This window comes from Chryseobacterium taeanense, assembly GCF_900099685.1.
In the GTDB taxonomy this organism is placed as follows: Bacteria; Bacteroidota; Bacteroidia; order Flavobacteriales; family Weeksellaceae; genus Chryseobacterium; species Chryseobacterium taeanense.
Map to the genome: position 1 here is coordinate 85069 of NZ_FNDW01000010.1, position 16167 is coordinate 101235.

15 protein-coding genes and 2 tRNA genes are annotated in these 16167 nt (G+C 36.6%); 5 read left to right on the forward strand and 12 right to left on the reverse strand.

Annotated features, from left to right (window positions below; all coding sequences use genetic code 11):
* Positions 1 to 23: 23 nt before the first annotated feature.
* From BLR30_RS13525 to BLR30_RS13545, 6 genes are all read right to left on the reverse strand, one after another.
* Positions 24 to 221, reverse strand: coding sequence for a hypothetical protein (locus tag BLR30_RS13525; protein ID WP_089859879.1), 198 nt, complete (start codon positions 219 to 221; stop codon positions 24 to 26).
* A gap of 85 nt (positions 222 to 306) precedes the next feature.
* Positions 307 to 600 carry a nucleotidyltransferase family protein gene (locus BLR30_RS13530; RefSeq protein WP_089859882.1) on the reverse strand — a complete coding sequence of 98 codons (294 nt, stop codon included), beginning with the start codon at positions 598 to 600 and terminating at the stop codon, positions 307 to 309.
* 23 nt (positions 601 to 623) lie between these two features.
* Positions 624 to 746, reverse strand: coding sequence for a hypothetical protein (locus tag BLR30_RS18010; RefSeq protein WP_262484112.1), 123 nt, complete (start codon positions 744 to 746; stop codon positions 624 to 626).
* Between the two features lie 62 nt (positions 747 to 808).
* Complete coding sequence (locus tag BLR30_RS13535) at positions 809 to 1150, reverse strand: hypothetical protein (protein ID WP_089859885.1); 342 nt, start codon at positions 1148 to 1150, stop codon at positions 809 to 811.
* 55 nt (positions 1151 to 1205) lie between these two features.
* Positions 1206 to 1279, reverse strand: a tRNA-Arg gene (locus BLR30_RS13540).
* A gap of 21 nt (positions 1280 to 1300) precedes the next feature.
* A tRNA-Pro gene (locus BLR30_RS13545) sits at positions 1301 to 1375 on the reverse strand.
* 268 nt (positions 1376 to 1643) lie between these two features.
* On the opposite strand from BLR30_RS13545, the gene BLR30_RS13550 reads away from it, so the two are divergent.
* The gene (locus BLR30_RS13550; RefSeq protein WP_089859888.1) at positions 1644 to 2201 is read left to right on the forward strand and encodes a hypothetical protein; all 558 of its coding nucleotides are present in this window, start codon (positions 1644 to 1646) and stop codon (positions 2199 to 2201) included.
* A 771-nt stretch (positions 2202 to 2972) separates the two neighbouring features.
* On the opposite strand, the gene BLR30_RS13555 is transcribed toward BLR30_RS13550, so the two are convergent.
* The 6 genes from BLR30_RS13555 to BLR30_RS13580 form a co-directional block, all read right to left on the reverse strand.
* Positions 2973 to 3845, reverse strand: a complete 873-nt coding sequence (locus tag BLR30_RS13555) for an RNA-binding protein (RefSeq protein WP_089859891.1) — start codon at positions 3843 to 3845, stop codon at positions 2973 to 2975.
* Complete coding sequence (locus tag BLR30_RS13560; RefSeq protein WP_089859894.1) at positions 3832 to 5373, reverse strand: AAA family ATPase; 1542 nt, start codon at positions 5371 to 5373, stop codon at positions 3832 to 3834. Before BLR30_RS13560 ends, BLR30_RS13555 begins: the two co-directional genes overlap by 14 nt.
* Positions 5370 to 7073, reverse strand: coding sequence for a restriction endonuclease subunit S (locus tag BLR30_RS13565; protein ID WP_228400771.1), 1704 nt, complete (start codon positions 7071 to 7073; stop codon positions 5370 to 5372). The genes BLR30_RS13560 and BLR30_RS13565 overlap by 4 nt, the downstream gene beginning before the upstream one ends.
* Complete coding sequence (locus BLR30_RS13570; RefSeq protein WP_228400772.1) at positions 7073 to 8209, reverse strand: HsdM family class I SAM-dependent methyltransferase; 1137 nt, start codon at positions 8207 to 8209, stop codon at positions 7073 to 7075. Before BLR30_RS13570 ends, BLR30_RS13565 begins: the two co-directional genes overlap by 1 nt.
* A gap of 441 nt (positions 8210 to 8650) precedes the next feature.
* Complete coding sequence (locus BLR30_RS13575; protein ID WP_089859900.1) at positions 8651 to 8845, reverse strand: cold-shock protein; 195 nt, start codon at positions 8843 to 8845, stop codon at positions 8651 to 8653.
* 89 nt (positions 8846 to 8934) lie between these two features.
* Entirely contained in the window at positions 8935 to 10062 is a 1128-nt protein-coding gene (locus BLR30_RS13580; RefSeq protein WP_089859903.1) for a DEAD/DEAH box helicase, read from the reverse strand.
* A gap of 544 nt (positions 10063 to 10606) precedes the next feature.
* Here BLR30_RS13580 and BLR30_RS13585 point away from each other — a divergent pair.
* The 4 genes from BLR30_RS13585 to BLR30_RS13600 all read left to right on the forward strand — a co-directional run bounded on the left by BLR30_RS13585 (position 10607) and on the right by BLR30_RS13600 (position 15702).
* Positions 10607 to 11539, forward strand: coding sequence for a beta-1,6-N-acetylglucosaminyltransferase (locus BLR30_RS13585; protein WP_089859906.1), 933 nt, complete (start codon positions 10607 to 10609; stop codon positions 11537 to 11539).
* A gap of 444 nt (positions 11540 to 11983) precedes the next feature.
* A complete protein-coding gene (locus tag BLR30_RS13590; RefSeq protein WP_139164633.1) occupies positions 11984 to 12526 on the forward strand; it encodes a hypothetical protein in 543 nt (180 codons plus the stop codon).
* Between the two features lie 195 nt (positions 12527 to 12721).
* Positions 12722 to 14830 carry a hypothetical protein gene (locus BLR30_RS13595; protein WP_089859913.1) on the forward strand — a complete coding sequence of 703 codons (2109 nt, stop codon included), beginning with the start codon at positions 12722 to 12724 and terminating at the stop codon, positions 14828 to 14830.
* Between the two features lie 137 nt (positions 14831 to 14967).
* A complete protein-coding gene (locus BLR30_RS13600; protein WP_089859916.1) occupies positions 14968 to 15702 on the forward strand; it encodes a DNA-binding domain-containing protein in 735 nt (244 codons plus the stop codon).
* Positions 15703 to 16167 lie beyond the last annotated feature (465 nt).

The following is a 16167-nucleotide window of genomic DNA, read 5'->3' on the forward strand; positions in this document are numbered from 1 at the left end:
TCGGGCAGCCTTATTTTTGACTCTCACTCAATTTTTGAAAGAACAGCATTGGGAAACCTCCATTGTGTTTCCTGAAATAAACGAATATCTTTTCTTTGGAAAGCTCCGTTATTCAAATCCATAATTAAAAGGCTATTGTAAAAGGCTATATTAAATGTTTTTACACCATTTTCTTCGTAGAGAATAAAATCCCATTGGTGTTTCATTAATTCTTTTTTCATTATTTTAAATATTTAACTGTATAATGTGTATTTCAATCTTATTATTTCCAACTCAATTTATTTGTGGGAAATAGTTCTGTGGTTTTCATGTTTCAATGAATTTTTCAGTGTGTTCTTTATTTAAAACCAAAAGATCGAGATGATAATCTCCTTCCACTAAAACGTGGGCATTTTTAACCTTGCATTTTGCCTGTACCAAAATATCCCAGTCTTTTCCTTGAAATTTATTCCATTGTTCCAAAGGGAGTCTTCCTCTGCTCCCGAAAAGAATAATCTTTTCTACGGCAGTAATGTCACTAATCTTTTCTTTAAGACGCGTGACGATATAAGGCAGTACTTTATCGTGCTGCCAGATAGCCTCAGGTTTTACCTGACTCATTTCTTAATTTTAAAATGATTAGATTATATCAGGAATTTACTTAGGGCAACTTTATTCAGATATTCGTCTTTTGGAATAATATTCCCATCCTTATCCAGGATTTTGTCAGAACTGGAGCTTCCATACATTGGAGATGTAAATTTCACATAAGATTCATCTAGGTTTATAGAGAATTTTAAATGGTCAAATTCATCTTCTCCACCTGGTTTTAAGGCAGTGCTTTTTCTACTTTTAATCCGATAGAATCTGCCTGAAGAATGGTAAGCGAAGTCGGAATTTTCTCTCTCCACGGTTCTCCTTCTTTCGTTGCTCTTGGCGAACGCATTTCATCTACAATTGAAAGGAATAAAGGATCGTCAATTACAGGAATTTCTCCGCCGTTCCAGATTTGTCCGGTTGCCAGGAAATGTCTCACTGCTTCTTCAAAGCCTGGTCTTACGGTTACGATTACTCTTGCCATTCCCGACTGCATAAAGGCTCTGAATACCGGATCGTTATCATCGAACTGATATAAATCTGCCCAGGATTTTCTTTCTCCCAATATTCCCAAAACCGAGTGATGATATTAAAAAAAAAAAGACTCACAATTTCTTGTGAGTCTCTCGTGAGCGCGAAAGGATTCGAACCTTTGACCGTCTGCTTAGAAGGCAGATGCTCTATCCAGCTGAGCTACGCACCCTAAATTTTTTTTTGAATAAAGTCGGGGCGGCAGGATTCGAACCTGCGACCTCCTGGTCCCAAACCAGGCGCGATGACCGGACTACGCTACGCCCCGAAAAGGTCATCTTTTTAACAAGAATTACCTTGTTTTTTGTGGGTGCAAATATAGGATGTTTTTCTTAATTATAAAAATAAAATTTATAAAAAATAAAATTATTCTGAAATAAAAAATATTGGCATAGTTAGCACGTTCACATTCAGTATTCTAAAATGCAGGGTAAATTTTTAAATAATTTGGATGTTGAATGAATTAAGTATATTTGATCCTATTATATCATATAGTTCATTATTATAATTTTAAATAAAATAATCTAATACCTACGATGAAAGCCAGAGGGAAATTATTCATTTCATTTATTATAGTAGTCTTTTTATCATTTAATGCAAATGCACAATTACAGGAAAGTAAAGGGGAAGCTAAAATCTCGTACATCCATAAAAAAGAGATGTCTGTGGAAGATTTTTTTCAGAAGAGAATGAAGCAGTCAAAGATGTATAAAGTTACAGGCAAAAAGCTTGAAATATTTTTTGAAAAAAATAATACTTTCTTTTTAGGAAGAAACCTTCTTTCGGGGAGTGATGGTAAAATGGTAAAAGTAGACACATTATATACAATTCCTAAAGAAAGTCTTGTAACTCATTTTCCTGATTACCATTTGGAAGGAGATGATGTAAGAGATGTTATTTATAAGTATTTGTATAAGAATATTCCGGGCTTCAGTGGAACCGTTAACAGTACATTTACCTATAAGCTTGATAAAAATATAATCGGCGTAGATTATAAGAATATTTCACGCAGATATATTATAAAGAAAAGTACTGGATATCATTTTAAAATCAGTACTGATGATTTGAAAATATTAGACTTTAAGAAATACTAAACTAATATTGAAACTATATATTAAAAAGACTAAAGTAAAATTTCCTTCTGGGTAAATAAACAAAAAACCTCACAACAAAAGTTATGAGGTTTCTGTGAACTTGGAAGGATTATCTTCGAACCGTCTGATACAAGATTTGAATTGGATTTTGAAATTAAATATTTGATTATGAGTTGTTTGTGTTGGTGTTCGGAGAGTTCGAATCCTTTTGCGATATGTTGACGGGAGCGATTTTTCGAACTTTTGTCCTAATATTTTGAGAAGTCTAATTTTCAATATTTTGGTTTTCAGTACTTTATGATTTGTAATTCAAGTTCGAATCCTCTTGCCATATTGATTTTATTTAGTTTTCGGACTTTTATAATAGCCAAAATACATATTTACAGATTGGAGTTGATGATAAATCAGCTCCAATTTTATTTATAAAAAAAGGCTGTATTTTTATATATTTTAATCATGATGTTTATTATATGTTTGATTATTTCTTTGTTTTTAGTAATTTCAGAGCTGTTTTTCTGACCGCTACAGTATTATTTTGCTAGATTCTGCAACAATCTTATTTTCCATGCCTCAAACTGCTTTATACCCAGTCTACTTGCAAAAAGATTCAGGCATTAAGGAAAAAAACGTGTTAAAAGCCTACGATTTTTGTCAACTGGGTCAGCCTATTGAATGTTATGATATATAATAACTGTTATAGTTTGTGGGATAAGGCTCATATAATCAGAATGTATCAGACTTGTTAAAGTATTCATTTTAAATAGGGTTAAATTAAAAATATTCCACCATCCATAAATAATCTGATTTAGCCATTTGAACGGCGCATCTTTTGGCACCAGCAAAAGGTGATTTATCACTAATAAGTGCTCGAATTCCTGCTATTGCTCTATCAAATAAATTTTTTTCTTGCCCGTCGCCAGCAAATCCTTTTTGCTCCCACAACTGATAAATGGCATCGGCGTTTTTGAGTGCTATTCTTACTTCTTCCATAGCACCAGCTCTGTTGAAAGCTAACTCCTGCTTATCTAAGTGGAATAACCATGTTGTCACTTTTAATCTTCTTTCTTCCTGTATCGTTGGGCTTCGCCTCCAGTTTTTAAATCCAGGTTTCCCGTCTGGTTCAAACCACATAAGTGCGACATCCGTTGGAGAACAAGGATCAAATGGTAAAATACTTTCGTTTATCAACCCTATCTGCGTCCCAGCAATTGCCCGTGGCCCGTCCACTGGAAAAAAATCCCATTTACCACCATTAGTCTTTTCGTCAACCCTTCTTTGATTTGCGTGCATACTCGATAATCGAAAGTTGTCAGAGTCAAAGGCTAACCACCAATAACCATCAGACACTTTTGTCGTTTTCACCAAGTTATCGACGTCAATTTCTGTTATCTTTCCTTTAGGGCGGAAGTGGTCAATATTGGGATCTGATCCAGTCAAATCAACTTCTGTATACCAACATTTATTACCAACAGGTCCCTTTAGTGCTGTTAATATTTCGGGGTGCCCCCAGGTTTCTGTTCTTTTTGAGTCAATAAATTTATTCCTTTGTGATTTGGATTTTTGAAGTAGTTCTTGGGTTAATTCTTTTACTCTTTCTTTCCAATCTTGAGGAATGATAATTTGATTAGGATTAATGTAAATCATAATTACTTTTAGATTGGTCGTATAGGAAGGAGGATAAATTTTCTATGGCTCTTAATTTTACCTCGCTCGCATCATCAGATTTTATAATTTTTTCAAGAGTTTGGCTATAAGCAATTTTTGCAATGTTTCTGTAAGGGTCTGGTGAAGAGTCAGTTGCGGAAAGTCCAGGTATGATTTTACGGAGACGTCTTAGATGTTCGGCTTTTTGCGGGTATTTTTCAAGTTGCGAAACTTCGTAGATTCTTTTCAAAACTTTCAAACTAAAATTATCCAGTTGGCTTTCTAAGCCATATAGTTCGCTAGTTAAAACCGCTGCAACTCCTATTCCGCGAGGGCTTTCCTCTGGCTCATTTGCGACAACTTTACCATCATGATTTCTATTAAGCACTCTGATTTCTTCTTTAACAAGTCCAGCAACCAATAAAGGGTCGTGCGTAGCTAAGATTGTATGGCTATCCTTGTTTATGCCACCTATATTTCTTAATCTTTCTAAATAATCCAGACCCCATGATGGATTTAGGTGGGTATCAGGTTCGTCAAGTACATATAGAGATTCAGAATCTTGAGTGAATCGCATTAATCCTAATACTGTTAATAACTGTTGCTCTCCCTCACTTAATTGCCGGGTATGAATAGCTTTATTGGTACCGCTTACTTTTACTCTGACCCTAAAATCTTCAACTAACTCGCTAAGCCGCATAGTATCTAATGCTTGAAAGAAAGCTTTAGGATCTTGTCCATATTCTTGGGCAAGATTATGTAGAGACTGTAGGTCTGGTAAATGTAAATAAATTACTTCAATAGTTTCGCGTCTACGAAAGTCTGTATTAACAGTAATTTTGCGACTGAAGGGAGCCATGCTATGTTTACGAATTGTCGAAAGAAGTGCTCCAACGGGCCCTTTTGCACCCCAGAAATCTTCAGGAGATGCTCCTTTTTTAGCCCAATCCGGTTTCCTTAAAACTATAGTAGCAGAATCAAACCCTTTAATTCGAGGGAATTCCTCTAGAAATTTTACAATATCTTTATCGAAGGAAATATAGAAAGAGAGTAATGCAAATAGTCCGTGTATGGGTCGCGCATTAATAAACTTTCTAAACGCTAGTTTTTCACCGGGAGTGACAGAATGTAATGTATCTTTGAGCGCGATGTAATCATGTGCTTTAAACAGCTCGTCAAAACGATCGCTTGCGCCAGAGTAATATCCTATAATATATCTGGGTGTCCAATTAGATTTGAGCTGACTAAATGTAATAGGGAGGTTATTAACTTTCGCTTTTGCAACCTTATTTTTTATCCCTTCAACCTCAATTATATGGCCTTGCATTTCGTACCTTATTGAGTATGAAAAGGGTGAAACATTTTTTAGATCAATATCTCTAAATATTATAATTAAAGTTTCCAATAAATTACTTTTAGCAGAACCATTTCTACCCAACAATACTGTAATATCTATATTACTAAATGTAATTTGAAATCCCTCAAGATTTTTCCATGCACTATTTATTGTCAAATCTAGTATTCTCATTTCAATAATTTTATTGCTCCATTTTCTCCAATAGGTACTTCTATTAACTTCTTGTTTCTTGCCTCCCTTAGAAGGTCATAAAAAATATCAATCTCATTTTCTAGACGACAAGCAATTAAAAGTTCTTCTGGATTTGCCACACCACCTAAATTTTCTAATCGAGCTATTAATTCGGAAGATTTTTCGATAGGCTTAGCTTTCATAAATTTATTAATTTTTTTGGGATTTTTTAATTTATTCTCGTGGTCTATATCTTTTGTAGAATCTTTTTTATGATGCTCGTTCAATTTATTTAGAATATTACTATTTTGGTTTAGTTTAGATCTTGCTTTATTAATTCTGGAAGATACATTCACTTTATCAATATATACTAAAGCGTCGTTGTGGGTTGAAATATGAGAAGAGAAAAAGCCGGAAAATGCCTTCTTATAGATCAAACTCTCGGTTCTTTTAATTAATTCTAATGCCTTACTGTATTTAGCAATTATATTGTCTAAATTCTGGATTGCCGTGTTAACAATACTAACAATTGAATTTTGTTCCGCAATAGGGGGGATCGGTATAGGAATATTTGATAATGATGTTAAGTTAATTGACGCTAGATTAACTGTTTGACTCGCATTTGAGAAGAAATAATCTTTAGCATCATCGGACTTCGTATATATGCTAATATACTCAGGGTTTATATACTGAGAAAATACCCTTGCACGAAAAATATGATTTTGATGAATGCAGTCGTTAATTTCATTTTTCCACACCGTTCCTCTACCAAGCTTATCGCGATCTCCACCTTCTGTAAAAAGTATGTCTCCATACAGAAGTTTATATTTATCGAGGTCCGAACTCAAAACCTCAATATATTTAATTTCGTTAAGATCTAAAAAACCGTCTTGAACATTGGCAACGCGTAAATACGGTAATTGAATTGTCTCGCGCCCATCAAGTTTTCTGCCTTTTGTCACCCCTCCAATTACCTCTGCAACATTAATTAATCTACTCCAGACCCAGTTTTTTGGCACTGTTATCTCTGTATTTTCCACAAAATCAAATGCATCAGTACTAAGTTTTACTTTGGAATTTGCTTCGATTCTTTGATTAAAATAGTCTGTTAAAAGATCTATTAATTCTGTGTTATCTTTTAGTCCTTGGTTTGTATTAGTTAAATATCCTCGGGCGGCATCATTAATAATTTTCCGTTTAAGCTTAAAAACTGTTTTCGGAATAGCTTCCAATTTTGGTAAATAATTATTGATGGTAGATAAAGCAGTTCCCACTTTTTTTACAATAATTGTTTGTTCAGCGATAGAAGGAATTGGGACCTTTAGTGTTCGGAGATTTTGTATCGTAATTTGCGGTTGTGCAGAACCTGTGATGATTATGCTTTTGTCAACTGATTTAATTGCAATTTCCAAAAAATCATCAGTTATTTCAGGTATTAATGACTCAATTATAATTGAATTAGAAGTTACATACGAATTAGGAACAGTTCTATGTAACTGACCAATAGTACCACGACTTGCTATAATAAGTTTAGAATCACTAAACATAAAGTCTTGATAGAATCCTATTACGCCATTTGCGCCATACACGGAGTAACCCTCTTTAGACATTTCTTTTGTTGAAAGCCCCTTACCGTAGGACAGACTACAAAAATCTCCCAAGGGCACCATCTTCCAATGCTTCGGTAACGTATCACTCATTATTTTTTTTCTAATAAATTTGATAATTCTTTTAAACTATCAATAATTGATTCTAATTCTGAAATAGTATCATTTGTTATATCTTCAATTTCGAAATAGTTATCTTCAATACTTTCATTCTCAATGAGCCAGCTAATATCCAAATTATAATTTCTAGCTCTTATCTGATCAATACCAAATTTTCTAAATCGACCATCGTCTCCACCATCGATTCTTTGAGCATCACCGTCTGGTCTTTCACCATAATTTTCGATAAAATCAAAAAAATGATTATCTGTTAATGGCCTTCCTTTTTTTGTAACACTAGGTATGTTTGTACGGGCATCATAAAACCAAATGTGCTTAGTAGGAGAGCCCTTTTGAATAAAAACGACGACAGCTTTTACATTTGCATAAGGAAGAAATGTTCCATTAGGTAACTTTAATATAGTATGAACGTTGTACTCCGGCATAGTTATCTTCCATAACTCTAAGGCCTTTTCATCTGATAGTACATTATCAGGAAGAACAATTGCTGTTCTACCATTGTCTTGTAAACTATTTAGAACATGTTGAACAAAGTTTAATTGTTTGTTACTGGTTTTAATTCTAAAATCTTTTCTATCTGGAATTTGGTTTAAACCTTTATTTCCAAAAGGCGGATTTGTGAGGATACATGAAAAAAGGTTTTTATCAAAAGGATCATAAATTGTGTCACCTAATTTGATATTTGGTTCTATTCCGTGCAGAAAAAGATTCATTTGGGCCATTCTCCTAGGTCTTGTAACCAATTCTTGTCCAAAATATGTTTTATTAAACAGCTTTATCTTGTCTTCGGCTGACAGTAGTTTAGTGCTCTGCTGCCTTTTAAACCATTCATAGCTTGAAATTATGAAGCCACCCGTACCGCAAGCTACGTCAGAAAGCGTAAAATTTTGTGATTCAAATGGATTGGGTTTCATAACTTGAACAATAGTATTTATCAATGGTCTAGGGGTGAAATACTGTCCTGCACCTTTTTTACTTTCATTTGCAGCTTTTTCAAGCAGACCTTCGAACATAGAGCCTAAAACATCTTCATCATAGGAGGACCAATTTACTTGGTCAATTAATGTCAATAGTCTTTTTAAGCTGCTAGAACTGCGTATTTTTGCCATTGGCTGACTAAAAATACTTCCTAAAATACTTTTTTCAGTGCTTAGTTCATTTAAAACCTCATTGTATTTTATTAGGAGATCTTCTTTATCGTGAATAATAAGGTCATTCCAAGAACAACCTATTGGAATATTGATATCCCTTTCTTCTGCAATTTTAAGAAATATAAGATATGTTAATTCTTCTATATAGTCGCTGTAATCTACTCCTTCAAAAACATCACCTGAAAAATATCCAAACGGGAAAGTATTTCAACATTAGCAGTAATACCATGAGGAGCTGGAAAAAAAGTTTACTGTTGAATTTAAAAATCAGTTACCGGAATCGTAGAATTAATAACTATTATGGAGAAATAAGTGAAGTTTGAACTGAAGCAAAATAAAAAAGCCTGCACAAAAAGGCAGGCTCTGTTCATTACAGCCGTATCGTACGGGGTGTAAATCTTATGCTAATTTTACATTAACTGCGTTCAATCCTTTTTTTCCCTGCTCTACATCATAGGTTACCATATCGTTTTCACGGATGTTTGTGTTGTTTAAACCTGTAGAGTGTACGAAAATGTCTCCTCCTCCGTTTGCAGGAGAAATAAATCCGAAGCCTTTTGCTTCATTGTAAAATTTTACTGTGCCTTGTTGCATTGTAATTGTATTAAAAATTGTTATTATATTGGCAGACAGCCGGCTGAAGAAATATTCTACAGTAAATGTCTGTACTTTTTATATTGATGTTACTGAAATACACGGTGCTGTGCCATCACGGGTACCGTAAATCCTATAAGTTTCTGTATATTTTTCAGGTCAGAACGTTCTTCCTGATCGCAGAACGAAACAGCTTTGCCTTCGGCTCCTGCTCTTCCGGTTCTTCCGATACGGTGTACATATGTTTCAGGGACATTGGGAAGTTCATAGTTCACGACATACGACAGCTCATCTATGTCAATTCCCCGTGCGGCAATATCTGTGGCGATCAGTACCCGTATTTTACTGTTTCTGAAATCCTCCAGGGCTTTTTGTCTTGCATTCTGAGACTTGTTTCCATGGATGGCAGCAGCAAAAATTCCGGTCTGTGCCAGTTGTTTTACTAATCTGTCTGCGCCATGCTTCGTTCGGGTAAAAACCAGAGAACGAAGGATAGACGGATCTTTCAGCAGGCTGATAAGCAATCCTGTTTTATGATTCTTTTCAACAAAATATACCGACTGTTCTATCGTTTTTGCAGTTGATGAAACAGGATTTACAGTGATTTCAATAGGATTGTTGAGGATGGTATCTGCAAATTTACGGATAGTGTGAGGCATGGTGGCCGAGAAAAACAACGTCTGTCTTTTCTGATTAACCAGCTTCAGCACTTTTTTTACATCATTCACAAAGCCCATATCCAGCATACGGTCTGCTTCATCCAGTACCAGTATTTCAATTTTAGAAAGATTGATATGGCCTTGGCTGCACAGATCCAGGAGTCTTCCCGGAGTTGCTATAAGGATATCCACCCTTTTTCTTAATGAGGAGATCTGGTTGCCCTGAGACACACCACCAAAAATTGAAAGCTGCGATAAAGGCAGGTATTTGCTGTACAGTTTAAAGTTTTCCTCGATCTGTAGAGCAAGTTCCCGGGTAGGGGTGAGAATCAGGGTGCGGATCATCTGATGATCGGGGCTGTGCTTTTTTAAAAGCTGAAGAACCGGCATGGCAAATGCTGCTGTTTTTCCTGTTCCGGTCTGTGCACAGCCGATAATATCTCTGCCTTCCAGAATATGCGGTATCGCTTTGCTCTGGATTTCGGTAGGTTTAGAATATCCCGCTTCTGTTACGGCGCGGATGATAGGGTTTATTAAATTAAGATTTTTGAAATTCATTGTTTTGATTGCCTCTGAGGCTTTAGTGAGTCAGGATTTGTCTGAAATTCTGAAAAAATGACTGTCAGAATATGTTTTCTATAAGCATTTCTTTACGGTCATGTATGATAACGAAGTTCCTTTAAGCGGGGAAAACCTGTTATTGAGTGTCTGCTTTATCTTTTTTAAGTAAATCTTTACCAGACTGTGTAGCCAGTATATGATTTCTTCTGATTATAAAAAAAGAAATATTTTCCTTATCTGAGTGAGTTCTGTTTTCTGTTGCTCCGATGGTTCAGCTGGCCTGTATAAATATTCATCTGTAAAAGATTTAAGGTTAAAAAATGGCGGCTGAAAAAGCAGAAACTGTAAAAGAAAAAAATGGTATTCTAAACTGTGACAGAAAGCAAAGGCAGAGGCCTGTTTGTTGATCTTGGTGCAAACATACAACAAATTTTTGGAATAAAAGTGAATATAATTAATTGATTATCAAAAATATAATCGTAGCTTACGCCCACTGAAACAAATTGTTTGCATAGTGCGGATGATTTTTAGTCTCCAAAAAATGCAAACATATATCCCCGAAACCCAGGTTCAGACGGAATCCCTGGCAATGACTTCCGGATTGCCGGTAAAGATTGCTTACTTTATTATGGTGCATCATCAGCCGGAGAAGTTCAAAAGCCTTTTTCAGAAGATCTATACGCGGGATCAGGTTTATCTTATTCATATCGACCGGAAGGCAAAATCTTTATTTACCGAAGAAATTCAGCAGTTTCTCATCCGGTTTCCCAATGCGTATATCTTAGAAAGTATGAATATCAATCCGGGAGGATTCAGCATTATTCAGACAGAGATCAATGCCATGGAGTTTCTTTTAAATGTAAATGAAGGTTGGGATTTTTTCATCAACCTCAGCGGAGAAGACCAGCCTCTCAAATCACAGAAAATCATTCGTAAATTCCTCGGACAGAACAGAAATAAGAACTATCTCTTTTATTACGATCAGAAATTTTACAGACCCGATACACTACAGAGAATCCATAATCACTTCACCGAACTCGCTTACAAAATTTCCTCTCTCATATACAAAAGAGAATTTATGAAAGGCGTGGTACCCTATATCGGTGGCAAATGGGTGATTTTTACCCGTGAAACCTGCCGGTTCTTCAGTGCGAATGATAAAGTAATGCTTTTTGAAGACTTTTACCTGCATACTTTTCTTCCCGGAGATTCCTATTTTCAGACTGTTCTCATGAATACGGTTTTCAGTGAGATTATTGTAAATGATGATAAACGAGCGGTATCTGTTTCCGGGCGTAACTCCGGAGAACAGATTGAAGATCTTAAAAATAACAATCAGCTTTTTATCAGAAAGCTCGACCCGGAAGAAGATGAAGAAATCTTAAAATACATTGATGAAAGCTATAATTCGGCACTTCCTGAAATCAGTGATGTGGAAAGGGAACTTAAAATAAACCGCCATCAGGAGAACTGATCCTGCATTTCGGGTAAGATTGATACTATATCCAGTGAGGAAATAGTATTGATTGTCGTTGAAAAATCTCACCATCATTTAAAGAAGATTATTGTGTTCTTGTGTCTCTACAGGAAAACAGCAGATTATCTGCTTGATATCAAAAAGAATAATTCTCACACTCATGCTCTAAAACTCTACTATTCCCGAAATCAAGCCTATTCTCAGGTCAAAATGTAGTATAAGTTTTATAGCTTGTAGTTTTAATTGAACCCTAACGTCGTAATAATTGTACAATTTTATTTTAACAATTAAAATATCTTTATCACATGGTAATGACATATGCATTTTTGGTACCTAGTTATACTAATAATTGATAATGTAGGGATTGGAATAATTGTAAAATCACCATAACAACACCCGGAAGGGTAAAGAATCAAACTGAGCCATAAACAATATATTGACATGAAAGTTAAAACATTAGTACTGAGCAGGCATACCTTTCGCAATCTAACGAGGGTGCTTTTGCTTATACTATGGTTTAGCAGTTTAATGGTTAAAGCACAGATATTTTCGGAAGAACGGTTTAACATATATGTCAGTGACGGCGCTTTTATTTACTCTGCTGAACTGTCCGAGAATGCTGGGCTAAAACAAGCTTCTGTTTCAGATAAGCATAAAGAGAGTAGCAGCCATTTCAGGAAAAAGAAAGTGAAAGAACAGGCCTGTCACTTTAGAAAGGGTAACTCTAAAACTTTGGCTTATAGCTACCGATCCAACCACCCGAAAAGGCATACCTGGGGTATTTCCGGCAGTAACCGTTGGATGGGTATATTATGCCACAACAAGATTTCAGGGTATGGGATTCTTGTTGCTCCGTTTTTTTATGATCTGTTGCTCCTGCTGGCAATGATGCTTTTTCTATGGTCTTTCTACAACAGCTTATCTTTAAATAAAATCTGCATATTCTTTTGTTGTCGTCCGCCACCCGGTAAATACATTGTTTAATATTAGAGCGGGGATAGTAATCCATAAAAATATATTACATAAAACCTGCTTACGAATAACAGATTCATTTGAATGAATTTCATTAAGGACGTTCTTTTTGTAGAAGTCTTTATTGTATTTTGAATATATGCTAAAAACTGATATCATTTATCAAGAAGTGATAAATGCTTACATTAAACCAACTAATTTTTAAACATGAAAAATATACTTACAATCGTGGTTATGCTAATAAGTATGACTATATATGCTCAAGTGGGGATTAATAACACTTCCCCGAAATCAACCCTCGACATTACTGCCAAAACCAGCGATGGCAGCAAACCCGAAGGATTGATTATCCCAAAATTATCCGGTGATAATATCCATACTGCAACAGCCAACGCCGTCTATGGAGCGGCACAGAAAGGACTTATTGTTTATGCCTCTTCAGCTGATACCAATCCTACCGGGGCAACGGCTAATATTACCGCTGCTGGATATTATTATTTTGATGGCGGTGCATGGCAAAGAATATTGGAAACTTCTTCAGGAGATAGCACCAATGATGCCTGGGTAAATGATACGACTAACTCAATGGTAAAACTTGGAGCAAAAGCGGATGGTACAACAAGAGCTGTAGGAACCGATTTTGTAGTAAAAGACGATGGAAAGGTAGGTATCGGAACAAATACACCTACAACTAATTTAGACGTAATAGGTTCTGAAATTCGTCTTCGGGGTGGCGATAATCCTGTGTTGCGTATACACTCAGCAGCTAACGAAGTGAATAAAGGGGGAAGCATAGAATTTAATGAAAACGGTACCAATTGGGGAATGCGGATACGACATTCCACTGGATCAGACACCAGTACTACTGAAGGAATGATTATAGAGAGTAAAATTTCCGGTGTTTATTCTCCTATTCTCACTTTGGATGAGACGAGTAAATATGTCGGAATAGGAACAACAACTCCCAAAGCTGCTTTACATCTGCTGAACTCTGCCCGTTTCGAATTGCCACATCGAATGAAAGACAGAGTTTTAAAAACCAGCTCTGATAATGGTGACTTGTATTGGGCCCCTTCAAATACCAATTATGGTGCAGGAGCATCAACGACTATTACTAGTCTTGCGAATGGAGCGAGTGCAACCTATACGTTTGCAAATACAAAAGGAATGGTTAGGATCGCCACGGCTATTAGTTTTTGTGGAAGATACTGGCAAAAAGACTTTGATTTTGATACAACTAATAGTACCATAGCGTTTATTACAGGTTCCGGCGTAGGAAATCCCGATGGCGGCGGTTCTGAAACAATGACTTCTAATTCATCCTATAATCTTACCGGGTCTATGATTCTTTGTGCAGATAGCAGTTATCCCGGGCTACCTGCTACCATTACTATATCAGGAAATACATTAACTATAACAAATAATTCAAATGTGGCAAGGAATTATTATATAACTGAATTTCCCTATTTATCCCCGATGATAAATCTGTACACGGAAAACGGAAGTTTGAGTTCCAACAGAACGGTGAATTTGGCAGCCAATACACTTGCATTTAATAGTTCTGCAACTACAGGAACCAGCCATTTTTCGGTGGATGGTAGTACTTTTTCGGTAGATGCGGTGAATAATAGGGTGGGTATAGGAACCATAGCGACAGTTCCAAAAGCTAATCTTCATGTATCATCACCCGCCGGACAATCGACTCCAATTGCTGCTTTTTCTATCGTCAATTGTGGTTCGGGATGTAGTCAGGGTACAGCAAAAAATATTGTCCTTAATAATATACATACTAACAATAGCCTCTTTGCCTCTATTGATTTTGTTCCAGGGGGAGATCCAACAGATCCGTCCGGTGCTTCGATACAAGGAATTGACAGAGACTTTACCAACAACTATGCAGGACTTTCATTCTTTACAAGAAATGCAACAGATTATGATTCCAGAATGGTGATAAAGTCTTCCGGTAATGTGGGGATTGGAACTTCTGCCCCTGCTACGACTTTAACCGTAAACGGTATTATCTCTAGTGGGGTGCAAAATATTTCAACAGCAGGAACAGCCGTAAATAGAACAGTTGTTTCAGCAACCACAAATTTTGTACTCCCTTCAGCAGTTACCAATCCCGGAGCAATAATATTTACCAGGAATATTAATACATCCGGTTCAATTACTGTAACCACTGCAGGAGGAAATATTTTTAATGGGGGTAGTACGGTAGCCGCTACCAGTTATACTATGAATGCGACCGATCAGACAAAAACGATCTTATGGATTAGTGATGGTATAAACTGGACAGCCATGACGAGTAATTTTTAACTAAGTATCCCCCGCTGGCAAGACGCTCGCGTCAGCAATCGGACAACAACTAAATTAATGAATCCTAATCCTCATAGGTTTCTAAAACCTATGAGGATTTAATAACAAATTTAAAAATCATTTAAAAACCACTAATAATGTCAAACATCTTACACAAAATCAAAGCATATCTCTACGATAACGTTTTAACCAAAGACAATCTCAATGATTTCACGGCACGCACGGTGAGCGAGCGAAGTCTTAATGTCCGGCAGATTTGTAAGGCTTCGGTATCCCGTGGCGGTGCAGATATCTCTGCTTCTGCGATGGAACACGCCACCGAACTCTTTCTTAAAGAAATGGCCTATCAGCTTTGCGATGGCTTTTCTATTAATACAGGCTACTTTACCGCAAGCACCACTATTCGCGGGGTATTCGATAGTCCCTCCGAGATTTTTAATAAAGACAAGCACAGCATTATTTTCAAGTTCAATCAGGGAGAAAAGTTGAGAGCAGAGATTCCCAATATTGAGGTAGAAATCCTGGGTGTAGCAGAATCCTCCGCAGTGATCTTGCAGGTAACGGATATGAAGAGTGGTTCCGTGAATGACCTTCTTACGCCCGGCAGGAACCTGAAGATTATGGGGCATAAGATCAAAGTTGCAGGAGATGATCCTTCGGCAGGGATCTATTTTGTAGATGTTGCGACACAGAGCAGGACTAAAGTAGAGCAAAGTGATATTGTGACCAATAATCCTTCGGAGGTTATCGTGTTGATTCCCGAATTACCCGCAGGAACTTATAACATAGAAGTGGTGACGCAATACAGCAGCGGGGCTTTATTAAAAGACCCCAGAGCCGCTATTCTCGATAAAATACTGACGGTAGCATAGATTTTAAGACTCTATTTTCCGAGAGGTGCTTTCGTCGCCCGACAAAAGGGGCTCTCATCGGGCGAGATAAGAAGGTTATCTCGAGCGTGATAAGGTGTTCTCATCGGTCGATGAGAACATCTCTCGGAAATTTATAGCCTTTTAACAGGATAATTTTAATATAAGAACCCTCCGGCTTTGTGAGTAAAGTAATCGTTTCATGGTATTATCGATCTCTTTACAGAACAGGCCGGAGTTTTGGCTTCGGCTTCGGTCAGCTAACTTTTTTGGGAGAGTGTTTTAGAGAGAGTTCGAGTGTTGAAAACGGTACAAATATTCCCCTCGATGGAGGGGTGGCGAAAATTCAGAATGAATTTTTGACGGGGTGGTTCTAATAAGATTTTTATAACATACCACCGTTATAACCACTCCGATTGTCATCCTGTAGGGATCTAAGCACGGATCTTTCCATGCTGACTCTAAGAG